Here is a 22897-nt window from a genome sequence, read left to right as displayed (position 1 = left end):
TCGTTGGGACGGAGCCGTACGGCCGGGCGGGCACGGCCACCATGGCGGACGGGCCGGACGGGAACCGGCGCCGGGCCGGGTGGGACCGGCCCTGTCGGGCGCTGTCGGGCACTGTCGGGCACTGTCGGACGCTGTCAGGCGGAGGCCCGCTCGACCAGGTGCGTATCCAGTATCACCACGGGCTGCTCCAGACGCTCGCCGTTGATGCGGGCGACCAGGAGGTGGGCCATCTGGCGGCCCATCGCCTCGGTCGGCTGGTGCACGGTGGTCAGGGCGGGCGAGGAGTGCGCCCCGGCGGGCGAGTCGTCGAACCCGACCACCGCCACGTCGTCCGGGATGCCCCTGCCCTCCTCCCGCAGCACCCGCATCGCGCCCAGCGCCATCGGGTCCGAGGCGGTGAACACCGCGTCCAGGTGGGGGCTGTCGGCCAGGAGCTTGCGCATGGCGGCCACCCCGCTCTCCTCGCTGAAGTCGCCGTAGGCCACGAGCTCGGGCACGCCCGTGGCGAGCAGCGCGTCGCGGTAGCCGGCGAGCCGGTCGACGCCGACCCCCATGTCCTGCGGGCCCGCGATGGTGGCGATCCGGCGGCGGCCCCGGCCCAGGAGGTACTTCACCGCCTGCCTGGCCCCGGCCCTGTTGTCCACGTCGACGTAGCTGTAGGGGTCGAGCCCGACGGGCCTGCCGCCGATGACGGTCGGCACGCCCATCGCCTCCAGCCTGCCGGGCAGCGGATCGGCGCCGTGCAGTGAGATCAGCAGCACCCCGTCGACGTGCTGGCCGGTCAGGTAGTGCTCGAGGCGCTCGTGGTCCTGCTGCGACTGGGCCATCGCCAGGATCAGCTGCAGGCCCGTCTCCGACAGGGCCGAGCCGATGCCGCGGATGGTCCCGGCGAAGTAGGGCTCGTCGAAGACCCGCAGCTCGGACTCGGAGACCACCAGCGCGACGGTGTCGGTGCGCCGGGTCACCAGCGCGCGGGCGGCGCGGTTCGGGACGTATCCCAGCTCCCTGATCGCCCGCTGCACGGCGTCGCGGGCCTTCTCGCTCACCTTCGGCGAGCCGTTGATGACCCGCGAGACCGTGCCGCGACCGACGCCGGCCAGGGCCGCGACGGCCTCAAGGGTCGGACGACGGTCGCCGTTCATGTTCCTCGCCCCCATGAAGGATTCTCTGGCCCTATTCTGCCGGACCGATCAGACCGCCACGCCTGATCGTCTCGGCGTACCACAGGGCGCTCTCCTTGGGGGTCCTGCGCTGCGTCTCGTAGTCCACGCGGACCAGTCCGAAGCGCTTGCCGTACCCCCACGCCCACTCGAAGTTGTCCATCAGCGACCAGGCGAAGTAGCCCTCCAGCGGCACCCCGTCCCGGATGGCGGCGTGGCAGGCGCGCAGGTGGGCCTCGATGTAGTCGCGGCGGCCGGGGTCGCGCACGACACCGTCGGCGTCGGCGACGTCGTCGAAGGCCGCGCCGTTCTCCGAGACGACCAGCGGGACCCGGGGGTACTCCCTGGCCAGCCGCAGCAGGATCTCGTACAGCCCGCCGGCGTCGATCTCCCACCCCATGGCCGTGACGGGCAGCCCGGCACCGGCGAACGAGACGTGCTCGCTGCCGACCCAGGGCGATCCGGTGTCGGTCGGCGCCGCGGCCGCCGACGCCGCGCCGCCCGGCACGCCCGAGACGGTGAAACGGCTGTAGTAGTTGATCAGCAGCATGTCCAGCGGGGCCGAGATGATCTCCATGTCCCCCTCCCGGGCGAACCCGCCGGGCTCGCCCAGGTCCTCCAGGACGTCGGCCGGATACTCGCCCCGCAGGAGCGCGTCGAGGAAGAAGCGGTTCTGCAGGCCGTCGATGCGGCGGGCCGCGTCCAGGTCGGCCGCCGAGGAGGTCTGCGGCGAGACCGCGTAGAGGTTGACGCAGCCGCCGATCCTGCTGCCGGGCCGCTGGGCGCGCATGGCCGCGGTGGCGAGGCCGTGGGCCAGCAGCAGGTGGTGGGCGGCCTGCACCGCCCGCGCCGGCTCACGCCGTCCGGGGGCGTGCTCACCGGAGGCGTACCCCAGGAACGCCGCGCACCAGGGCTCGTTGACCGTGCTCCAGTTGCGGACCCGGTCGCCGAGCGCGTCGTGCACGGCAGCCGCGTAGTCGGCGAACCGCTCGGCCGTGTCCCGCGCCGGCCAGCCGCCCGCGTCCTCCAGTGGCTGGGGCAGGTCCCAGTGGTAGAGCGTCACCCACGGCTCGATGCCCCGCACGAGCAGCTCGTCGACCAGCCGGCGGTAGAAGTCGAGGCCCCGGGGGTTGATCCGCCCGCTGCCGTCGGGCTGGACCCGGGGCCAGGAGACGGAGAAGCGGTAGGCGCCCAGGCTGAGGTCGGCCATCATCCGGACGTCGGCGCGGTAGCGGTGGTAGTGGTCGACGGCGACGTCGGCGTCGTCGCCGTCGAGCACCCGCCCCGGCTGCCGGACGAAGGTGTCCCAGATGGACCTGCCGCGGCCGTCCTCGGAGACGGCGCCCTCGATCTGGTAGGCGGAGGTGGCCGCCCCCCAGGCGAAGCCGGTGGGGAACAGCAGGTCCGGAGTCTGAGTCCGTGTCTCTTGCGTGGTCACGCCTTGACCGCACCTTCCATGATGCCGCCGACGATCTGCCGGCCGAACGCGATGAAAACGACGAAGAGGGGCAGGACCGAGGCCGCCGTGCCGGTGAACAGCATGACGTAGTCGGTTCCGTGGGCCTGGTTGAGCGCGGCGATCGAGGTCTGCACCGTTGGGTTGTCCGGGTTCAGCACGATCAGCGGCCACATGAACTCGTTCCAGGTCTGCATGAAGACGAGCAGGGCCAGCACCGCCATGCCCGGCCTGAGCGCGGGCAGGATGACGCTGGCGTAGACGCGCATGGTGGAGGCGCCGTCGACGCGGGCGGCCTCGACGAGTTCGTCGGGCACCGCCTGGGTGGCGTACTGGGTCATCATGAAGACCCCGAACCCGTTGACCAGGAAGGGCAGGATCACCGCCTTGAGCTGGCCGGTCCACCCGAGGGTGACCATGAGCTCGTACAGCGGCACCACGCCCATCTGCTGGAGCGGGACCATCATCGTCACCAGGATCAGGCCGAGCAGGACCTTGCCGCCCCGGAAACGCAGCTTGGCGAAGGCGAAGCCCGCCAGCGTGGAGATGAGCACGACCGAGACGGTGACGGTGACCGAGACGATGGCGGAGTTGACCAGGCCGGTGAGGAAGTAGGCGTCCTCGGTCGCCAGCAGCCGGGAGACGTTCTCCCCGAGGTGGCCGCCGGGCAGCAGCGGCGGGGGGACGTCGATGGCCTCCTCGTTCGTCCGGGTGGCCATGACGAACATGTAGTAGATGGGGAAGGCCGAGAGCACGAGGGCCAGGATGAGCACGGCCTTCGTGAGCGGGCCGGCGTCCCAGATGCGGCCGCCGGGCTCGGGGAGGGCGCCGCCCCGGGTGCGGATCGCGGTCATGTGGTGCCCCCGATGCGGCGGGTGAGGGAGTGGTTGACGAGGGTGCCCAGCAGGATCAGCGCGAACAGCAGCCAGGCCGCGGCGGCGGCGTAGCCGAAGTCGAAGTCGCGGAAGGCCTGCTTGACGACGAACATCGCCACGGTCTGGTACTGGCCGGTGGTGCCGCCGCTCATCGTCGGGTTGCCCTCGAACATGACCGGCTCGGTGAACAGCGTCAGGCCGCCGATGGTCGAGACGAACACCGTGAAGACGATCGTCGGGCGCAGCATCGGGATGGTGATCCGCCAGAACTGCCGCCGGGCGCTGGCTCCGTCGATGGAGGCCGCCTCGTACAGGTCCTTGGGAATGGTCTGCATCGCGGCGAGCAGGATGATCGAGTTGTAGCCGGTCCAGCGCCAGTCGATCATCGTGGAGATCGCGATCCACGAGGACCACTTCTCGTTCTGCCAGTTGATCGCGTCGACCCCGAAGAGGCCGAGGAACCAGTTGATCATGCCGTAGTCGCGCCCGTAGAGCTGGGTGAAGACGACGGCGACCGCGACGACGGAGGTGATCAGCGGCAGTAGCACGCCGACGCGGAACAGGAGCCTGCCCCGCAGGCGCTTGTTGAGCGCGTTGGCCAGGAGCAGGGACAGGACGAGCTGCGGGACCGTCGAGATGAGGAACATCCCGAGTGTGTTTAGCACCGCGTTCCAGAAGGCCTCGTCGGTGACCAGCGAGACGTAGTTGCCGATCCCGATGAAGGTCTTGTCCCCGGCGAGCTCCCAGTCGTGCAGCGAGACCCAGAGGGTGTAGCCGAGCGGGAAGACGCCGAAGACGGTGAAGAGGAGGAAGTAGGGGGAGACGAGGAGATAGGGGGTCGCCCGGAGGTCGAACCTGGACAGTCCGGCCCTGAGGCGTCCCGTGCTCCGTCCCCGTCCCCCGTCTCCCGCGGGCCGGCGCGGGCCTGGCCGGGCGGGAGCCGGGGTGTCGGCGTGGAGGGTCATCGAACAGCCTTTCGACGGGGGGCGGGCGACCGGCCCGGCGGGGTCGCCGCCGGGCCGGTGCACGTGGGGCCCGGGGGTCAGCCCGCGGCCTTGACGCCGGTCTCGAGGAACTTCGTCCAGGCCTGGTCGTAGGGGACCGAGCCCTGGTCCATGCCCTCGAGGACCTTCTCGACCGAGGTCTTCACCTGGGCGTGCTTCTCACCGAGGAAGGTGGGCAGCAGGTCCTTGACCGAGGCGCCGAAGATCTGGCCGGTGGGCGCGTCGTTGAAGAAGGCGTTCTTCAGCTCGCTGACCGCCGGGTCCTGCTGGGCCGGGATGGAGCTGGGGAAGGCCGCCGCCTCCTGGAAGGCCATGATGTGGCCCTCCTTGCCGGTGAGGTAGTTCAGCACCTCGGCGGCCTCCTTGGGGTGCTTGCTCTGCTTGGGCACCGCCAGGTAGGAGCCGCCCCAGTTGCCCGCGCCGCCGGGCACCGCCGCGACGTCCCACTTGCCCTTGCCCGAGTCGCCCGCCGCGCCGGAGACCACGCCCAGCATCCAGGCGGGGCACCCCATCGTGGCGAACCCGCCCTTCTTGATGGCGGCGTTCCACGGCGGGGTGAAGGAGCCCAGCTTGGCGGTCATGCCCGCCTCGCTGAAGCTCCTGACCGTGTCGAAGGCGGTCTTGACGGCCGGGTTGCTCTCGATGATGAGCTGGTTGTTCTTGTCGAAGTAGGAGACGTTGCCGTTCTTCGGCGCCTCCTGCGACAGGATCACGTTGTAGAGCGTGTTCGGGCCGTCGAGGAACCTGGGGTCGTCCTTGCCGGGGTTGGCGGCCTGGAACTTCTTGCCGACCTCCATGAAGGCGTTCCAGTCGGGCCAGAGCTTGCCGACCTCCTCGCGGTCCGTCGGCAGGCCCGCCTTCTTGAACAGGTCCGTCCGGTAGCACATGGTCATGCCGCCGATGTCGGTGCCGAGGGCGAACAGCTTGCCCTCGGCGTTGACGCCGTTGTCCCACTTGGCCGCGGGGAAGTCGGCCTTGCGGTCGTTGAGGCCGTACTCGCCGAGGTCGGTGAAGAACTGCGGCCTGGCCTTCATCAGTCCCATCGCGCCCTCGTCCAGGGCGATGATGTCGGCGGCGCCGCTGCCCGCCTGCAGGCGCTGGAGCAGCTGGGGTAGGTAGACGTCCTCGAAGCGGTCGGTCAGGTTCTGGTACTTGACCTGGATGTTCGGATGCGCGGCGTTCCACGTCTCGACGGCCTTGTCGTAGCCGAAGTTCTCGCCGCCGCCGAAGGTGTGCACGGTGACGGTCACCGGCTCGGCCGCGGCGGAGCCGCTCGGCGCGGGGGCGGCGGATTCGCCCGAACCGCCCGAACTGCACGAGGCCACGGCCAGTGCGGTGGCCGCCACCACCGTGACCGCGGCGAGCCTGCCGTGCCGCCTCTTGTTCAACATTCCGGACCCCTCTCAGGTGGTCGCCCGAATCGGTGGGAGGTGCCGCCGCGGCGCGGGTCCCCGACGACCGCGACCCCGCGACGGGGTGGTTCCTCAATGTTTTGGGAGCGCTCCCACGAAGAGTGGACGACGGGCAACCGAAACGTCAATACGCCGAAACTCAACCGTTATATCCTGTGGCGCGCCGGGGGATGTAGCAGCATATAAGCGACAAAAGGGGCATGGGAACCTTTGGGAGCGCTCCCATAACATGAGGCGCAACAGGCGACCGGAACGCCGAAAGGGGCACGGCTCGGATGAGTCGTGCCCCTTTTCCGGATGCGGGGGTCAGCCGGTACGGCGAGCGGTGGTCACTCGCTGTAGGCCGGGTAGCCGTAGCCGACGACCTGGGAGGTCGGGCGGACGCGCTGCTCGACCTTGCCGTTGCCGGTGTTGCCCTCGATCGTGGTGATCGTGCCGTCGCCGTTGTCCTTCTTCAGGAAGCCGACGTGGTCGATCCCGTCGAGGTCCTTGCCGCGCTGCCAGTCGAAGTAGACGACCGCGCCGGGCTTGGGAGTGGTGCCCCAGTGGCCGTTCTCCTTGAACCACTTGGCGTGGGTGACGGTGTAGGCGTCCCAGCCCATGGTGGGACGGATGCCGGCGTGCTCGCCGACCCAGGAGACGAACATCGCGCACCAGGGGGCGTTGGCGTAGTCCCGGATGCGGCCGCCGTCGCGGGCGGTGGTCTCCTTGGCGCGCTCGGTGGACATGTACCAGGACTGGAACTTGGTCCCGCCGCCCTGGGCGTTCTCGCTGATGCCGATCTGCTGCGAGGCGAGGTCCAGGACCTGCTGTGCGGTGACCCTGGGCTGCTTCTCGGCCTTCGCCTCGGCGGCGGTCTTGACGACACTGACGTTCTGGGCGGTGTTGGCGCTCTCCGCGGGAGGGGCGCTGATGGGGCCGTGGGCCGGGGCGTCCGCCAGGGCTGCGGGTCCCGCGACGATTCCGCCCGCGAGGGCGATGGAAGTTCCCAGGATGATTCGGGCCAGGTAGTGCGTCTTGGGGGTGGTGGTAAGGCGGTGCTTGGCCATAAGAGACTAACTCCTTGCTTCGCTTCCATGCCGCCTACCGGGTTAGCTGACGGGTTCGGGCTGGGAAGTGCCCTACGGCGCGTGATCGCGCTGATTCACCCCAAAAAAGTGGTTCCCCGGTTCCCTGAGACTCGCGGGCTTTCCCGTGAGGCTCCTGGATTCGGCGGCCGTGTTCATCGGGCGGAAGATCCGCCTGGCGAACACGGTCGGGCAATGTGCTCGTAATGGGCTGACCTGCGAAGGTCTAGGTGCTCACCACGAATTCGTTGAACGTACGTGAACCGGACAGACGATTACAAGTCCGACACATTGCCATGGCTTGGGAATAGGTGTGAAACGAGCGGGACGATCAGCCGGGCCGTGCCGATCCCGCGCCCGCGCCGATCTTTGATTCGACGCCGAAAATCCCTATGACACAGGGCTTTTCATGCGGTCAACCAGAAACGGGACGGGTGGTTACCGTCGTCCCGGATGATCCGCCCCAAGGTAAACGTAGATCTTTTGGCTGACCCGGCTCTCCGCCGGGTAAAAGTGATCGTCCTTTACCCGCGGTCGGTGTCCCGCGGGGTCGGGATTCCGGCTCCGGCCGGGCGCAGGACGGTCGGCGGCCCGATCCCGTTGTCGGCGCCGGTGACCATCGTGGTGGAACCGGTGAGGTCGGGGATGGTGTCGGCGGTCCGCATGACCTGGGTTCCTCCGAGGGAGGGGGTGGTGTGCGAAACGGTCTCGCACGCCGTCGTGGATCGGCGAGAGTCGACCGCGCAAGTGCGTGTATTCGGGTGTTCACCCGGAGTTCCCGGGCGTGTAAGACATCCCGGTTACGGTGAGGCAGTCGTGAACGGGTCATCGCCCGGCGTGGAGGACGGTCGAGACCACGCGCGGGAGCAGGGTTCGGCCGTCGCATGGGTGGAGTCCCCGCTGCAGATGCTCTGCGCCGTGGAGGCATACCATGCCGGGCTGCTCGGCGCCCACGCCCGGGTGGTGCCCCGGGCCAAGCTTCGCCCGCTGGTCGTCACCCGTCGTGAGGTCATCCGGCTCGGCCTGCCCGCCGGCCTCGAGGTGACCACGCCGGAGCCCGAGATGCCCAGACCCCGCCGGGGCGCCGGCTGGGCGGTCGGCGACGCCTTCTCCGGCAAGGTCCAGGCCGCCCTGCTCACCGCCCTCCCGGGACGGATCGTGATCGTCGACGACGGGCTGGCCACGATCAGGCTGCTGGAACTGCTCACCGGGCGCCCCTGGACGCCCCTGCTGCGTGCCAGGGCCACTCCGGGCCTCCTCCGGACCGCCCTCGGCGCCGCCGCCGGCCTGCGGCTGCGGGCCGCGGCGAGGTCGGGCCGGTTGTCGATCTTCACGGCGCTGCCGGTCCCCGCCGAGCTGGCGCAGGCCGTACGCGACAGGGGGGCCGAGCTGGTCACCCACGACTTCGGCTGGCTCCGCTCGCAGCCCATGCGCAAGCCGGGTCCCGAGGAACGCACCGTCGTCCTCGGCACCTCACTGGTCCGCAACGGCCTCATCCACCGTGACCGCTACTTCACCTGGCTGGCCGGACTCGGCTCCGCCGGGCCGGTGGCCTACTTCCCGCACCGCCGGGAGGACCCCCACGACCTCGCCCGGGTCGGGGAACAGCCCGGGATCACCGTCTACGACGGCGGGGCCCCCGCCGAGATGACCCTGCGGGGCCTGGGCGCGCAGCAGCGCGTGCTGAGCCTGCCGTCGACCGCGGTGACCTCGCTGCGCGTCCTGCTGTCGGCCCGCGGCGTCGTCGTGGAGACCGTGGACGTCCCCGACGAGTGGTGGACCGCCCAGGCGGCGCCCGCCCTCCGTTCCCACCTTTCGATGTTCGCCCATCACGACACTGGAGTCACAGGTTGAAGGTCCTGGCCGTGGCCGACTCGGATTCCTACCTGAAGTGGGCCGCCTACCTGCTGGAGGGCCTGCCCTCCGGCTGTACGGCGGAGCTGACGGTGGTCCGCACCCCCATCACGCCCTCCCCGGCCCAGATCCACGCGGCCGTGGCCGGCGCGGCCGCCGATCCGCCCGTGCTGTCCGCCCGGGCCCTGCGCCGGACCGCGGAGCGCTTCAGGCCCGACGTGGTGCTGGCCGCCTGCACCGGGCCCGTGGTGGACGTGCTGGTCGGCGAGGTGCTGACGGGACTCGAGCCGAGGCCGGTCTTCGTGTCGGGCCTGCCGGGCATCTCCATCCCGGCGACCGAGAAGGCGTGGCTCTTCCGCAGCGGATGCGACCTGTTCGTCCTGCACAGCGGGCGTGAGGTCGAGGAGTTCTCGGCGGTGGCCGAGCGGCTGGGCGGCGGCGGAGTCATCGGCCTCACCCGGCTGCCCTTCCTCCACAACGGCGCGGAGGTCCCCGTCACGGGGCCGCGCAACCGCGTGGTGTTCGCCACCCAGGCCAAGGTGCCCAAGCGCAGGGAGGATCGCGAGCGGATCCTGCTCGCCCTCGCCACGCTGGCCGAGCGCCGCCCCGACCTGGACGTGGTGGTCAAGCTCCGCGCGCTGGACAACGAACGCCAGACCCACAACGAACGCCACCACTACCAGCGGCTGTGGCAGTCCCTGGCCGACGGCGGGCAGGTCCGCCCCGGCGCGGTGCGTTTCGCGGTCGGCCCGATGCACGAGCACCTGGCCCACGCCGCCGGATTCGTCACCGTCAGCTCGACCGCCGCGCTGGAGGCCATCGCCCAGTCGGTACCCCAGCTGGTGCTGTCCGACTTCGGCGTCAGCGCCGAGATGATCAACCTGGTCTTCGAGGGCAGCGGCCTGCTCGGCACCCTGGACGACCTGTCCGAAGGCCGTTTCCTGACGCCGGACGAGGACTGGTGCCGGGCGAACTACTTCCACCCGGAAAGCGACAGCGACTGGGTCTCCAGGATGGTCGCCCTGGTCGGCCAGGCCCGCTCCGGACGCCTGGTCCCCGCCAAGTCCCTGCTCGACGGCCCGCAGTACGCCGCGGCCCGGCGCCGCGCCCGCCTGCGCGTCGAGGTGCCGCCCAACGTGCTGCGCGTCGGCTACCGGGCCAAGCGGCGGCTACGCCGTCTGCTCACGGCGACGTAGCCGCCGGAACGGCAACCCCCTCGCGACGTGGGTCTCGCGAGGGGGCGCGGTCGCCCGCGGACCTGGAGGGTTGTCCGCGGACCTGGAGGGTTGTCCGCGGACCTGGAGGGCTAGGAGAGCGCCCTGGAGAGGCGGCGGCGGATCTTGCCCAGGGTGCCGGCCTCCGGGGAGGACGAGGAGATCAGTTCGAGGGCGGCCAGACGCTGCCGCTTGAAGTAGCGGGCCGGGCCGTGGGCGTCCAGGTAGGCCGCGGCCCGCTCGCGCAGAGCCGGGTGGGAGCCGCTCTGCATGCAGTAGCCGACGGCGCCGACCAGCGCCTGGAGGTCCGCCCGCGGCGGCTCCTCGATCGATCCGTCCGGTGACAGGCGCGGGAGCAGGGCGTCGGTGATCGTGACCGGGATCCGGTTGCTGTTCTCGTACGGCGTCAGCCGCTCCAGGACCGTCCCGCTCCCCACCGTCGCCACCGGCAGGCCGAAGTACCGCCTCGCGGTGATCAACGCGGTGGAGAAGCATCCGACGACCAGCTCGGGCCGGAGCGCCGCGAAACACGACTCCGCGGGAACCGTCTCTCCCACGACGGTCAGCGTCACGCCCAGCTCCCCGGCCGTCTCCCGCAGCTGCCGGGCGTGCCCGCGCCCGCTCGCCGGGTGGGGTTTGAACAGCACGCCGCGGAACCCCCGGGCGGCCAGGCCCCGCAACATGTCGGCGTGGAGCCCGGCCTCCTCCTCGGGGGTGACGATGTCGAGCGCGGACAGGTACTGGCCGAGGATCATGGGCTGGCCGGGGGGAAGCCCCTCGGTGCTCCGCGTGAGCCTCTCGGTCTGCGCGATCACGTCGACGAACGCCCGGTCGGGGAGGGTCTCGGCGGGCACGCCGTACTCCGACAGCAGCAGCGGCGTCAGGCCGGGCACCAGGTCCAGGTGGAGCAGGCGGGTGATCCGCCCCGAGATCTCCTGGGGGAGCGGGTCGCGGGTCGGTCCGTAGCTCATCAGGCCGTCGGAGTACACCGTGATCGGGCAGTCCTTGACCAGACCGGCGATGGTCCTGGCGGGCGGTACCGCGATGGACTCCAGGATCAGCTCCTGTGGCCCCTCCTGGAGGGAGAGGTGGGAGCGCAGGAGCCGGCCCAGCATCGGGACCTCGATGATCCGGGCCTTCCAGTCGGACGGGTGCAGCGGGGCCACGATGTCGTTCCACGACCACACCTCGTCGAAGTGCGAGCGCAGCGCGGCGAAGCCGGGGGCCTGGTCCAGCGACGGCGTGATCTCCGGGATGGCCGCGTTGTTGGAGACCAGCAGCATGCGGCGTCCCCGGCGCGGCCCGAACCGGCCGTCGTCGATCGCCGCTCCCAGCGTCATCGCGCCGAACAGGGTCGAGGCGTAGAACAGCTGTGTCATCGGACCTCCAACAGCCTCTGCAGGATCTGGTCGCGTTCCGGTTCCAGACGGCCCGCGGTGAGCAGGCCGGGGGGCAGCCGCCGGAGGGCGTCGGCGCCGCGTTTCTCGAAACGGGCGCGCAACTCTGGGGAGAAGCGGTCGCCCAGCTCCAGGTGATGGGCGAGGAGGGCGCAGAAGGTGCGCACCGCCTTGGGGGTGAACTCCTCCTCCAGGTCCGCGAGGACCAGGTCGAAGGCGTCGAAGAAGTGCAGCTGCCTGGCGTCGCCGATCTGGGTCAGCGAGCCCGAGACCATCCTCCGGTAGAACAGCCCCGCCAGCGAGACCACCGCGAACGAGCCCGCCTGCCGGTGCAGCCGCCAGATCCACGGCCGGTCCTCCGCGGTGTGCAGGTGCCCGGGGAAGGTCAGCAGCTCGCCCAGGTCACGGCGGTAGATCCCGGCCCAGGCGTAGGGGTAGTCGACCATCGTCTTCACGTCGGCGGGCAGGATGTGGTCGCGCGGCTTCAGCACCGTCTCGCGGACGGCCAGCGGCGCCCGGTGGATCACCCGCTTGCGGCCCTCGACCTGGATGTGGTCCACCCGGACGAAGTCGCAGCCGAGCCGCTCGATCGCCTCGACCAGCTCGCCGAGATAGCCGGGGGCCAGCCAGTCGTCACCGTCCATGAACGTCAGGTAGCGGCCGGAGGCCAGCGAGGTCCCGAGGTTGCGGGCGTCGGCCAGCCCGACCGCCGTCTCGTTCCGCAGCACGACGAGACCGGGCAGGTCACCGCGGAAGTCCTCGATGATCTGCCCCGTCGCGTCCGTCGATCCGTCGTCCACCACGATGAACTCGAAGTCCCTGCGCGCGTTCCTGGTCAGCGAGGTGAGCGCGTCGGAGATGTAGAGTTCGGCGTCCCTGACCGGGACGACGACGGACAGTTTGATCAACTTTCTCTTTCCCTGTTCGGATGTGGTCGTGGACGGCGGCGTCGTCTATACGGTGACGCGGCGCAGCCGGGACTTCGGCGCCTCCTCGCCCGGGAAGACCCGCTTGACGCCGTCGCCGAGAGCGGTCTCGATGATGCGGATGTCGCGGACCAGGTGCTCCAGCCCGGCGGGCTCCAGCGAGGCGGCGTGGTCGGAGCCCCACATGGTGCGGTCCAGTGTGATGTGACGCTCCACGGTCACCGCGCCCAGGGTCACCGCGGCCAGCGAGATCTGCAGGCCGCGCTCGTGGCCGGAGTAGCCGACCGGCACGCCGTACCGCTCCTGGAGGGTGACGATCGTGCGGAGGTTGGCCTCCTCGGGCGGGAGCGGGTAGGTGGAGGTGGCGTGCATCAGCACCAGCCTGGAGGTGCCGAGGATCTCCACCGCGCGGTCGATCTCCTCCAGCGTGGACATGCCGGTCGACAGGATGATCGGCTTGCCGGTCGAGGCCAGGGCGCGCAGCAGCTCCAGGTCGGTCACGCTGGCCGAGGCGACCTTGTGCGTGACCACGTCCATGGCCTCGAGGAAGTCGACCGACGGCACGTCCCAGGGCGAGGCGAACCAGTGCAGGCCCCGCTCCTGGCAGTACTTGGCGATCTCGGTGTACTCGTCCAGGCCGAACTCGGTCCGGATCTTGTACTCCATGTAGGTCATCTCGCCCCACGGCGTCTGGCGGATCTGGTCGCGCTGCTCCAGCGGCACGCAGATCTCCGGCGTGCGCTTCTGGAACTTGACCGCCTGGCAGCCCGCGTCGGCGGCCACGTCGATGAGCCTGCGGGCGATGTCCAGGTCGCCGTTGTGGTTGATGCCGATCTCACCGATCACGTAGACCGGCTGGCCCGCGCCGATCAGCGCGTCGCCGATCTGGACCGGCTTGGCGACCGGGGTGAGCCGCAGCTCGGTCCTGGGGGCGGCCACGGACACGGTCTCGGTCACCGGACGGGCCGCGAGGACCCTGTCGCACAGCTCGCGTACGGCCCCCGCCCCGCCGGGCCTGGTCAGCACGGTCCTGGCGACGGCGCGCACCTTGGGGTGGGCGTCGGGAACCGCGACGGGCCAGCCGACCTCGCCCATGGGGCCGAGGTCGTTGACGTCGTTGCCGACGTAGGCGACGCGGGCCGGGTCGATTCCCTCGATGGCGAGCCAGTCGCGCAGCACGGTCCGCTTGTCGGTCAGGCCCTGCAGGACCGGCACCCCGAGCTTGCGGGCGCGGGCGGCGACCACGGGGTTGTGCTCGGTGGACATGATCATCAGCTTGACGCCGGACCGGCGCAGCAGCGAGATGCCCATGCCGTCCGAGCGGCTGACCGCGACCGTCTCGCGGCCCTCCTGGTCGACGTAGGCGCGGTCGTCGGTGTGCACGCCGTCGAAGTCGGTGATCACCGCGTCCACGTCGATCGGCTCCGGCCGGTCCACGAACGGCGCCAGCGCCCTGACGATCTCCAGGTCCTCGGGGGTGTCGACCTCGATGGCGTGCCGCGACGGGACCGGCTGGACGGCGACGGCGCCGAAGAAGCGGTGACCGTGCTCGCGCAGGCCCTCGGTGCGCATCACGTAGAACGCGCCGGTCTCGCGGAAGTCGGCCTCGCGGTCCTGGCGGCGCGGCCGGGAGGCCGGGTCGTGGTTGATGCCCGTCCCGGCGGCGCTCCAGAGGAACTCGTGGGTCTCCAGCCCGGAGAACACCACGTCGGCGGTGCCGTCGAGGACCTTGACGATCGCGCTGTCCAGATCGGACGGGTCGATGAAGGCGCTGGTGCACTGCACCAGGAGGACCACGTCGGGGATGTCGGACAGGTGGTCGAGCACGTGCAGCACGGCCGACTCGCTGGAGGCCTTCGCGCCGCTGAGTTCCTCGGGCCGCTCGATGACGGTCGCCCCGGCGTCGCGAGCCGCTTCGGCGATCCCCGCGTGGTCGGTGCTGACCACCACCTCGTCGATCAGCTCGGCCCGCAGGCAGGCCTTCACCGCACGGGCGACCAGGGGGATGCCGCCCACCGCGGCCAGGTTCTTCAGCGGGACGCCCGCCGAACCTCCACGGGCAGGGACAACGGCCAGGACTCGCAAGGTGGCTCCTCGTGACATGCGGCAAATGCCCCTGAGCTGGGGCGTTTTAGAACGCTAGCCACGGGGGTGACCGGATAGGGGTGACTGAGTTGAACGTCCAAAGTCGGCCGTCTTAACTTTCCGGATCACCGGGAGCTCCAACATGGGGAGGGTCGCGGAGCGCCTGACGCTTTCGGCCGCGGAGACGTCAGACCCTGGCGCCGATGGACTCCATGAGCATGGGAAGCGCGCGCTCCAGCCCGCGCCGCCAGTACGGCCAGCTGTGCGTGCCCGGCCCGTAGAAGTCGGTCACGACCTGCCCGCCGTTCACCCGGACCCGGTCCGCGAAGGTTTCGGCCTGGCGGAGCAGGGAGGCCTCGCCCCTGTCCTGCGCGGCGCCCGCGGGGTCGAGCGGCCCGGGGGAGCCGTCCCCGCAGGAGACGAAGAGCCGTATCCCGCGCAGCTTCCCGGTGAGGTCGGCGGGGTTGTGCGCGGTCCACGCGGGGTCGCCGGCCGGGCCCCACAGGTCGGTGGAGTCCTCGTCGTACTGGCCGAGCAGCCAGTCGACACCGCCGTTGCCGTCGAGGGTGTTGAGCACGCCGGAGAAGGAGGCGGCCGCCTGGAACATCCCCGGGTGGCGGGCCGCGTAGGACATCGCGCCCAGCCCGCCCATGGACAGCCCCGCCACGGCCCGCCGGTCCCCGGCGCCGTAGTCGCGCTCGAGGATCCGGCGGACCTCGGTGAGGTGGAAGGTCTCCCAGCCGGGCCCGTCCCGCCAGTCGGAGTAGAAACCGACCTCGCCCACCTCGGGGATGACCACGATCGCCGGGTAGGGCGAGGTGAGCCTGGCGGCCTCCCCCTGGGTGGCCCACGCGTCGTATTCGGCGTGGCAGCACCCGTTGAGCAGGTACAGCACCGGCCACGGGCCCGAGCCGGGCCGCCAGTCCCGGGGCAGCAGCACCCGCACCATGCCCTCGTGCCCCAGCGCGGGGGAGTCGACCGTGAGCACGTGATCGCGCTCGCTCAGCCGGTTGACCTGGACGTTCCGCGTGAGGTCGTCGCCGGGGCCCCCGGGATCGCGTGGCGTCTGCCCGGAGGAGAAAGGCATCAGCAGGGCCAGGAGTACGGCCACCACCGCTGCTCCGGCGGCCAGGAGGATCCCGAGACGTGTGGCTGTGCGGTTCACACGGTCAATCCTGTCGGGTCTTGGCGACCACCGGAAGCGCCGGACCCGCGTGGCGGGCCGGATCGGGCCGCCTTTCCCGTCCGTCCGGCCCGCCTTTCCGTACGGCCCGGCGGCGGGTGTTCCCGGCCGGCGCGACGGTTCGCGCGGGCCTGCCTGGGTAGATCGGTGCCGCCGGGCCGTCTCGCGGGGGCGGGAGCGGAAGCGGGCGAAGGGGGCGGCGATGCGTGGGCTCGTGTGGATGAAGGAGGGCGGCGCCGAGTACGCCGAGGTGAACCTCGGGGCGGAGCTGACCGCGGTCGGAGTGGCCATCGGCACCGACCCCGTGCCCTACCGGCTGGAGTACACCCTGCGCACCCTCCCCGGCTACGTGACCGAGCTGCTGTCCGTACGGGTTCACGGCGCAGGCTGGCACCGGGCGCTCGATCTGCGCCGCTCCGCCCACGGCGCCTGGTCGTGCGAGACCAAGGAGGAGGGGCGCCTGGAGGGGCCGTCGCCCGGCGGGGACATGAACATCCTGAACGGCGCGCTCGACTGCGACCTCGGGCTGTCGCCGCTGACGAACAGCATGCCGGTGCTCCGCCACGGGCTGGCCGTCTGCGAGGGGCGGATGGACCTCGTCACGGCCCTGGTCCGGGTGCCGCACCTGCACGTGGTCCGCCACCCCCGGCGCTACACCCACCTCGCCGCGGGCAGCGTGCGCTTCGAGAGCGAGGATCTCAGCGCCGACCTCGCCCTCGACGAAGACGGGATCGTCACCGACTATCCGGGGCTGGCCAGGCTGATGACCGGCGACCGCCCGTCCTCGCCCGCGCGGTGACCGGCGGTCTTCGCGACGGCCGCCCGGTCAAGGGCACACGAAGACCGCCACCGTGCGCCCCGGGACGCTCAGCGTCCCGGTGGCCGGGTCGAAGCCCGACCGCTTCACGACACGGTCGCCACAGGCCGCCTGGACCGGGTGGAGCTCCACCTCGGCGCCCTCCAGCTCCGCCACCGTCTGGGTCCGCGTGCCGGGGGTCGCGTTGAAGACGACGGTCACCGACCTCCAGCGCGGATCGGCGCCCGAGGCGTCCAGGTGCATGGTCACCACCCCCGGGAGCTCGCCGGTGCCGGAGGTGGGAAAGCTCAGCCGCCTCTGCACCTCGGTCAGGGAGCCGAGCCAGAAGACCGGGGAGGAGGAGCGGATCCTCAGCAGCTCGCCGTACCGGGCCCGCGCCGAGCGGATCGCCGCGCAGCCGGGCCGCAGGGCGGGATCGGCCAGCAGCGGCCTGGCGTAGGGCCACTTGCCCTCGTTGTCGGCCCGGGGCGGCAGACCGGCGCCGAAGCCGTTGCCCTGCGAGCAGTCCCACAGCAGGCGGTTGAACCAGTCTCCGGAGTCGTAGGAGTTGCGGTCGAACGACTTCGAGCGCAGCCGCTCGCTGCCGGCCAGCACGAACGAGGTGCCCTGGCCCAGGACGACCGTGGCCAGCGACAGCGTCTGCATCCGCACCCGGGCGGCCATCGTCGTCGAACGCGGCAGCTTGTAGGCCAGGGCGTCGAACAGCGTCTCGTTGTCGTGGGCGTCCACGTAGTTGACGGCCTCGCCGGGGGCGGCGGTGTATCCGGCGGGGGAGCCGTTGTAGTCCACCTCCGAGCCCGTGACCCACCTGCCGTCCGAGGCGATGAAGGTGTAGTCGCGCAGGCTGCCGGAGAGACCCACCTTGATCAGGTCCTGGTAGTGCAGGAGCCTGGCCAGCTGCTGTTCGGCCGTGCCGTTGGCCGTCGACCCGTTGGGCGCGCCCGCCAGGCCGGAGCCGAAGCCCTGTACCCCGGGGTCGGCGTCGAACGGGCTGCCGCCGCGCACCGCGTCGCGCAGCCGGTCGCTGAACGTGCCGATCCCGGTGCCCGCCATGGCGAACTGGGTCGCCTGCTCGAAACGGGCGCCGTTCGCGACCTCGCCGAAGTTCCAGCCCTCGCCGTACAGGATGATCGACGGGCCGTCCACGCCGTCCTCCGCGAGCGTGAGCCCGTCCAGGGCCGCGCGGACCGCGAGCATGCCGGCCTTCGGGTGGTGGCCCATCAGGTCGAAGCGGAAACCGTCCACCTTGTACTCGCGGGCCCAGGTGACGACGGAGTCGACCACCAGCCTGCCCATCATGGCGTGCTCGGGCGCGGTGTTGGCGCAGCAGGTCGAGTCGGCCACCGTGCCGTCGTCGAGCAGCCGGTGGTAGTAGCCGGGCACGATGCGGTCGAGCACCGAGAGGGGGTCCTGCCCGCCCGCGTAGGTGTGGTTGTAGACCACGTCCATGACCACCCGCAGCCCGGCCCCGTTCAGCCCGGCCACCATCTGCCTGAACTCCCTGATCCTGGCGGGCCCGTCGGGGGCGGAGGCGTAGGAGCCCTCGGGCACGGTGTGGTGCAGCGGGTCGTAGCCCCAGTTGAAGGAGTCCCCGGCCGCGACCCGGGCGACGCTGTCCTGCTGCAGCTCGGAGTCGGGGGGCATCGAGGCCAGGTCCGGGTCCGGCTCCGCGCGGTCGGCCCCGACATCGGGGACGGTGGCGAAGTCGAAGACGGGCAGCAGGTGCACGTGGGTCAGGCCGTCCTCGGCGAGCCCGCGCAGCTCCCTCATCCCCGCCGAGTCGAGGGTGAAGGCGGCGTAGGTGCCGCGCAGGCCGGGCGGGACGGAGAGGTCGGAGGCGGAGAAGTCGCGCACGTGCAGCTCGTGGATCGACGCCCGGGCCTGGGAGACGGCCGGGGGCTTGGACAGCGAGGACCAGCCGTCGGGCCGCAGCGCCGGATCGGAGAGGTCCACCAGCTGGCTGCGGGCGGAGCCGGCGGCCAGCGAGAGACCGTAAGGGTCGGTGACCTCGTTGACGACGACCGTCCCGGCGGCCGGGGAGTACACCGTGACCAGGAAGGTGTAGTAGCGCCCCTTCCACGAGGGCAGGCCCCGCGCCGACCAGACGCCCGTCCTGTCGTCGCGCCGCATCCCGTGGACGGTACGGTCCCCGCCCCTGGGGCTCGGGTACAGCGCCAGCTCGACCTTCCGCGCGGTCGGCGCCCAGACCGACAGCCGCGGCGTCCTCCCGTGCCAGACCGGGCCGAGCTCGGCCTCCACCGCCCCGGCGTGGACGTCGTCGAGCACGCCGGGAAGCTGCACGCCGGTCACGGCCCGGGTCGCGCCCGAGGCGTCCCGCCGTACGGCGACCACCTGGCCGCGCAGCGCCCCGCCGACGAGGCCGGTGTCGCGGGGGTCGAGGGTGAAGGCCGCGTGCCCGGCCAGGTGAGGCCATCTGGCCCGCTGCGCGTCGGTGAGCGCGCCGGGGACCAGGCGGATGATCCGGGCGCCGCCGCTCAGCTCCCCGTCCGGGCCGGTGGCCTCGCCCGTCTCGGAGAAGGCCAGGCAGTGGTCGAGGCCCTCGGCCGGCTCGCTCCGCCAGGCGACGGTGTTCCGGTCGATCCAGTGCGCTGCCGCCTCGGCCGGCCCGCTCCCGGCGCGGCGGTGCGGGCGCGGCGGGGCGTCCGGCCGCGGCGGGGCACCGTCCACGGCACCGCCTCCGGTGGCCGCCCTGCGGCGGCCGCGGGCGGTGGCGGCCGGATCCGGCGCCCGGCCGTCCGGTCTGTCCTTGGCGTCGTCTGCCTGGGTGATGCGGCTCACGTTCCTGGTCCCCCTCGGTCAAGGGGCCGTGGAAGCGGGCTTTCGCCTCCATCCTGGCGCTCGGACTGGAGCGGGGCGGCCCGCCCGGTGGGAGCGGCCACGTCATCCCCGCAGGTACGGTCCCCTGTCCTCGTCGTTCCCCGCCTGAGAGATCGTGAACTTTCCGGCGGCGGGCCCGGGACGGAGCGGCCCGTGCCGCCATCACCCCCAGGCCGGGGCGCCCGTCCCCCGGTGCCCGTCGTCTCCACCGGTCCCGGCGTCCCGGCCGGGGCGGGCGCGATGGCAGGCTGGACACGGGAAGGCCGCCCGGCACACGGTTGACGACGACAACTCGTGATCTAAGGAGCGCCCATGCATCCCCCCACGAACCCCCCACGCCGCAGGCGCGCGGTCGCGCTGGCACTGGCCGCCCTCGCCGCCGTCACGGTGACGGCCACCACGGGTACGGCCGGCGCCGCGAGCGCGGACGCCGGGCCCTCGGCGGCGCCCGTGCCCGCACCCGCGGCGAAGACCGCCGTCCACGGCCCGCGCGGCAGTCTCCTGTCCGTCCGCCCGCTGACCGGCGCCGCCGCCCTTCCCAGCGCGGCCCGCAACCGGCTCGTGACCTACGTCTCCGAGGACGCCAGGGGCAGGCCCATCGCGGTCTCGGGGACGGTGTCGCTGCCCAGGACACGGCCGCCCGCCGGAGGATGGCCGGTGATCAGCTGGGCGCACGGCACGACCGGCACCGCGGACGTGTGCGCGCCGTCGGCGGACACCCCGGCCGGACCCGTCCACGACTACCTGTCGCTCATGGACCGGACGCTCGACGCCTGGGTGGCGCGCGGCTTCGCCGTGGTGCAGACCGACTACGAGGGACTCGGCACGCCGGGCGAGCATCCGTACATGAACGGCCGCAGCGCCGCCAACACGGTGCTGGACATGGTGCGCGCCGCGCGCGGGCTGGACCACGGGGTCGGCCGAGACTGGTTCGCGATCGGGCACAGCCAGGGCGGTCACGCGGCGCTGTTCTCGGCCGCGACGGAGAACACGCGCCGCGACGTGAGACTGCTGGGCGCGGTGGCCATCGCGCCCGGCGGGATGGGGCTGAGCCAGACCGCGCCGTACATCCAGGCCGGTGGCCCGGGCGCCCAGGCCGCGCTGGCCTTCCTGCCCACCCTTCTCATCGGCGCCTCCGCCGCCGACCCGGCCGTCGTCCCCGACGCGCTGCTGACGCCCGAGGCCAAGCCCCTGCTCACGGCGGGCAGGACGGGCTGCCTGGCCCAGATCCGGGAGGTGGCCGCGACGATCCCGGTGAACAACGTCTTCGCGCAGGGCGCGGACCTGGGGCCGCTCACGCGGTACCTGCAGACGCAGGAACCGGCCGGCATCGCGGTACGGGTGCCCACCCTCGTCGCCCAGGGAACCGACGACGCCCTGGTGTCGAAGCAGTCGACCGACCACCTGGTCGGCACCATGTGCGCCAAGGCCAAGAAGGTCGACTACCGGGTCTACCAGGGGGCCGACCACCGGGCCGCGGTCGCGGCCTCCTTCGGTGACGCCCTGGAGTTCGTCAACGCCCTGCGCGCCGGAAGGACGCCGGCGAGCACCTGCTGACGGAGCGCGCCGTCCGTCGTCCCGGCGCGACGGACGGCGCCCTCGCGCGCTCCAGGCGGGCGGCACCTCCACAGCACCTCCCCGGCACCTCCCCGGCACCTCCACAGCACCTCCCCGGCACCTTCGCGGCACTTCCGCGGCGTCTGCCCGGCGCCTTCGCGGCGCCGCCCGGCTGACCTGGGGGCACGAGGGGGTGCTTCATTGACTTTTCTTGTAACAAATTTGCAGACTCTTGCAGCAAGTTCTTCCACCGCGGTTCGCGTCCGCGTAACGTCCGGCGTACTTCGTACCCTCTCGCCGCTCTCCTCCGGCGGGAGGGCGGCGTGTGCCGGGCGTTCGCCGCCCTGCTGTCACGTCCTGACACATCACTCGATCGGGGGACCGATATGACCGAGCTCGTCCGTACGGACCAGCCCCGCCAGACCGCCACCCGATGGTGGCGCGAGGCGGTGATCTACCAGGTCTACGTGCGCAGCTTCGCCGACGGCAACGGCGACGGGATCGGCGACCTGCTGGGCGTGCGCAGCAGGCTGAGCTACCTGGCGGACCTGGGGGTCGACGCGCTCTGGCTGACCCCGTTCTACACCTCGCCGATGGCCGACTTCGGCTACGACGTGGCGGACTACCGGGACGTCGACCCGATCTTCGGCTCGCTGGCCGACGCCCGCGCCCTCATCGACGACGCGCACCGGCACGGCCTCCGGGTGATCGTCGACGTCGTGCCCAACCACACCTCCGACCGCCACGCCTGGTTCCGGCAGGCGCTGGCCGCAGGCCCGGGCGCTCCCGAGCGGGAACGCTACATCTTCCGGCCGGGCAAGGGCGAGGACGGGTCGCTGCCGCCGAACGACTGGGAGTCGATCTTCGGCGGGCGCGCCTGGACCCGGGTGCCGGACGGCGAGTGGTACCTGCACCTGTTCGCCCCCGAGCAGCCCGACCTGAACTGGGACAACCCCGAGGTCCACGCGGAGTTCGAGTCGATCCTGCGGTTCTGGCTCGACCTGGGCGTCGACGGCTTCCGGATCGACGTGGCGCACGGCATGGTCAAGGCGGAGGGGCTGCCCGACGTCGGCCACGCCGACCACGTCCGGATGATCGGCACCGACGTGGTCCCCTTCTTCGACCAGGACGGCGTCCACGAGATCCACCGGGCCTGGCGCAGGCTGCTCGACTCCTACCCCGGCGAGCGGATCGGCGTCGCCGAGGCGTGGGCGCCGTCCCCCCGGCGGCTGGCCGACTACGTCCGTCCCGACGAGCTGCACCAGGCCTTCAACTTCCACTTCCTCGGCACCCCCTGGGACGCGGCCCTGTTCCGCCAGGTGATCGAGGAGTCGCTGGCCACGGCCGGGCTGGTCGGCGCGCCCAGCACCTGGGTGCTGTCCAACCACGACGTCAAACGGCACGTCACCCGCTACGGCGGCGGCGAGACCGGTCTGCGCAGGGCCCGCGCCGCGGCGCTGCTGACGCTCTCGCTGCCCGGCTCGGCCTACCTCTACCAGGGCGAGGAACTGGGCCTGCCCGAGGTCCTCGACCTGCCGGAGGAGTTCCTGCGCGACCCCCAGCGGCTGCGCGACCCCGACGCGGGCCGGGACGGCTGCCGGGTGCCTGTTCCCTGGACCGACGTCGAGCCGCACTTCGGTTTCAGCCTGCCGGGCATCGAGGAGTCCTGGCTGCCCATGCCGTCCTCGTGGGGCCCGCTCAGCGTCCAGGAGCAGCTGCCCGATCCGCGCTCCACGCTGAACCTGTACCGGCGGGCGCTGCGGATCAGGCGCGACCGCGGCTCCTTCGGCGACGCCCCGCTGGCCTGGCTGGACTCTCCCGCGGGCACGCTGACCTTCACCCGGGGCGAGGGGTTCGCCTGCACCCTCAACCTGACCGGGGAGCCGGTCGAGATGCCCAGCCCGGGACGGATCCTGCTGGCCAGCGCCGAGCCGGTCGTCGAGGGCGGCACCGTACGGCTCGCTCCCGACTCCGCGGTCTGGTGGGAACGCGGGTGAAGGCAATCCTCTGAACCGGTGAAAGAGTTGTAACGGTTCGCCGTGGAATGGTCAC

17 protein-coding genes and 1 riboswitch are annotated in these 22897 nt (G+C 71.7%); of the genes, 5 read left to right on the top strand and 12 right to left on the bottom strand.

The features are described from left to right. Window positions 1-134: 134 nt before the first annotated feature. From AB0N02_RS10295 to AB0N02_RS10265, 7 genes are all read right to left on the bottom strand, one after another. The gene (locus AB0N02_RS10295; RefSeq protein WP_363944611.1) at window positions 135-1142 is read right to left on the bottom strand and encodes a LacI family DNA-binding transcriptional regulator; all 1008 of its coding nucleotides are present in this window, start codon (window positions 1140-1142) and stop codon (window positions 135-137) included. A 31-nt stretch (window positions 1143-1173) separates the two neighbouring features. Beyond that, window positions 1174-2598: a GH1 family beta-glucosidase gene (locus AB0N02_RS10290; protein WP_363944609.1), complete on the bottom strand. Its 1425-nt coding sequence runs from the start codon at window positions 2596-2598 to the stop codon at window positions 1174-1176. Beyond that, the gene (locus AB0N02_RS10285; protein WP_363944607.1) at window positions 2595-3470 is read right to left on the bottom strand and encodes a carbohydrate ABC transporter permease; all 876 of its coding nucleotides are present in this window, start codon (window positions 3468-3470) and stop codon (window positions 2595-2597) included. Before AB0N02_RS10285 ends, AB0N02_RS10290 begins: the two co-directional genes overlap by 4 nt. Beyond that, window positions 3467-4456 (bottom strand): sugar ABC transporter permease, encoded by a 990-nt coding sequence (locus AB0N02_RS10280; protein WP_363944605.1) that lies wholly within the window; start codon window positions 4454-4456, stop codon window positions 3467-3469. The genes AB0N02_RS10285 and AB0N02_RS10280 overlap by 4 nt, the downstream gene beginning before the upstream one ends. Before the next feature lie 77 nt (window positions 4457-4533). Further along, window positions 4534-5886: an ABC transporter substrate-binding protein gene (locus AB0N02_RS10275; RefSeq protein WP_363944603.1), complete on the bottom strand. Its 1353-nt coding sequence runs from the start codon at window positions 5884-5886 to the stop codon at window positions 4534-4536. 350 nt (window positions 5887-6236) lie between these two features. Further along, entirely contained in the window at window positions 6237-6956 is a 720-nt protein-coding gene (locus AB0N02_RS10270; RefSeq protein WP_363944602.1) for a CHAP domain-containing protein, read from the bottom strand. Between the two features lie 16 nt (window positions 6957-6972). Next, a riboswitch (cyclic di-AMP (ydaO/yuaA leader) is annotated at window positions 6973-7132 on the bottom strand. Window positions 7133-7498: 366 nt separating this feature from the next. Next, entirely contained in the window at window positions 7499-7639 is a 141-nt protein-coding gene (locus tag AB0N02_RS10265) for a hypothetical protein (RefSeq protein ID WP_363944601.1), read from the bottom strand. A 151-nt stretch (window positions 7640-7790) separates the two neighbouring features. Here AB0N02_RS10265 and AB0N02_RS10260 point away from each other — a divergent pair, with 151 nt between their 5' ends. Further along, window positions 7791-8828 (top strand): hypothetical protein, encoded by a 1038-nt coding sequence (locus AB0N02_RS10260; RefSeq protein WP_363944600.1) that lies wholly within the window; start codon window positions 7791-7793, stop codon window positions 8826-8828. Between the two features lie 11 nt (window positions 8829-8839). Continuing rightward, window positions 8840-10024: a DUF6716 putative glycosyltransferase gene (locus AB0N02_RS10255; protein WP_363944599.1), complete on the top strand. Its 1185-nt coding sequence runs from the start codon at window positions 8840-8842 to the stop codon at window positions 10022-10024. Between the two features lie 110 nt (window positions 10025-10134). Here AB0N02_RS10255 and AB0N02_RS10250 read toward each other — a convergent pair whose 3' ends face one another. From AB0N02_RS10250 to AB0N02_RS10235, 4 genes are all read right to left on the bottom strand, one after another. Next, window positions 10135-11421 carry a polysialyltransferase family glycosyltransferase gene (locus AB0N02_RS10250; RefSeq protein ID WP_363944597.1) on the bottom strand — a complete coding sequence of 429 codons (1287 nt, stop codon included), beginning with the start codon at window positions 11419-11421 and terminating at the stop codon, window positions 10135-10137. Beyond that, window positions 11418-12347: a glycosyltransferase family 2 protein gene (locus AB0N02_RS10245; RefSeq protein ID WP_363944595.1), complete on the bottom strand. Its 930-nt coding sequence runs from the start codon at window positions 12345-12347 to the stop codon at window positions 11418-11420. The genes AB0N02_RS10250 and AB0N02_RS10245 overlap by 4 nt, the downstream gene beginning before the upstream one ends. Before the next feature lie 45 nt (window positions 12348-12392). Then, a complete protein-coding gene (locus tag AB0N02_RS10240; RefSeq protein ID WP_363944594.1) occupies window positions 12393-14450 on the bottom strand; it encodes an N-acetylneuraminate synthase family protein in 2058 nt (685 codons plus the stop codon). Between the two features lie 187 nt (window positions 14451-14637). Then, entirely contained in the window at window positions 14638-15615 is a 978-nt protein-coding gene (locus tag AB0N02_RS10235) for an alpha/beta hydrolase family protein (protein ID WP_363944592.1), read from the bottom strand. 220 nt (window positions 15616-15835) lie between these two features. On the opposite strand from AB0N02_RS10235, the gene AB0N02_RS10230 reads away from it, so the two are divergent. After that, a complete protein-coding gene (locus AB0N02_RS10230) occupies window positions 15836-16432 on the top strand; it encodes a putative glycolipid-binding domain-containing protein (RefSeq protein WP_363944590.1) in 597 nt (198 codons plus the stop codon). A gap of 27 nt (window positions 16433-16459) precedes the next feature. Here the strand turns inward: AB0N02_RS10230 and pulA are convergent, their stop codons facing one another. Beyond that, window positions 16460-19249 carry a pullulanase-type alpha-1,6-glucosidase gene (gene pulA, locus AB0N02_RS10225; protein ID WP_363944588.1) on the bottom strand — a complete coding sequence of 930 codons (2790 nt, stop codon included), beginning with the start codon at window positions 19247-19249 and terminating at the stop codon, window positions 16460-16462. 351 nt (window positions 19250-19600) lie between these two features. Between pulA and AB0N02_RS10220 the strand changes: the two genes are divergently transcribed. Together AB0N02_RS10220 and AB0N02_RS10215 are read left to right on the top strand one after the other, a co-directional pair. Continuing rightward, window positions 19601-20845 (top strand): lipase family protein, encoded by a 1245-nt coding sequence (locus AB0N02_RS10220; RefSeq protein WP_363944587.1) that lies wholly within the window; start codon window positions 19601-19603, stop codon window positions 20843-20845. 386 nt (window positions 20846-21231) lie between these two features. Continuing rightward, a complete protein-coding gene (locus AB0N02_RS10215) occupies window positions 21232-22842 on the top strand; it encodes a glycoside hydrolase family 13 protein (RefSeq protein ID WP_363944586.1) in 1611 nt (536 codons plus the stop codon). Window positions 22843-22897: the final 55 nt, after the last annotated feature.

The organism is Streptosporangium sp. NPDC051022 (assembly GCF_040683035.1).
GTDB lineage: Bacteria > Actinomycetota > Actinomycetes > Streptosporangiales > Streptosporangiaceae > Streptosporangium.
This window is presented reverse-complemented; position numbering and strand designations above follow the sequence as displayed.

Coding starts and splice junctions, on each gene's coding strand:
- AB0N02_RS10230 (WP_363944590.1), top strand. CDS start 15,836: ATGCGTGGGCTCGTGTGGATGAAGGAGGGCGGCGCCGAGTACGCCGAG.
- AB0N02_RS10220 (WP_363944587.1), top strand. CDS start 19,601: ATGCATCCCCCCACGAACCCCCCACGCCGCAGGCGCGCGGTCGCGCTG.
- AB0N02_RS10215 (WP_363944586.1), top strand. CDS start 21,232: ATGACCGAGCTCGTCCGTACGGACCAGCCCCGCCAGACCGCCACCCGA.
- AB0N02_RS10270 (WP_363944602.1), bottom strand. CDS start 6,956: ATGGCCAAGCACCGCCTTACCACCACCCCCAAGACGCACTACCTGGCC.
- AB0N02_RS10280 (WP_363944605.1), bottom strand. CDS start 4,456: ATGACCCTCCACGCCGACACCCCGGCTCCCGCCCGGCCAGGCCCGCGC.
- AB0N02_RS10265 (WP_363944601.1), bottom strand. CDS start 7,639: ATGCGGACCGCCGACACCATCCCCGACCTCACCGGTTCCACCACGATG.
- AB0N02_RS10275 (WP_363944603.1), bottom strand. CDS start 5,886: ATGTTGAACAAGAGGCGGCACGGCAGGCTCGCCGCGGTCACGGTGGTG.
- AB0N02_RS10295 (WP_363944611.1), bottom strand. CDS start 1,142: ATGAACGGCGACCGTCGTCCGACCCTTGAGGCCGTCGCGGCCCTGGCC.
- AB0N02_RS10250 (WP_363944597.1), bottom strand. CDS start 11,421: ATGACACAGCTGTTCTACGCCTCGACCCTGTTCGGCGCGATGACGCTG.
- AB0N02_RS10285 (WP_363944607.1), bottom strand. CDS start 3,470: ATGACCGCGATCCGCACCCGGGGCGGCGCCCTCCCCGAGCCCGGCGGC.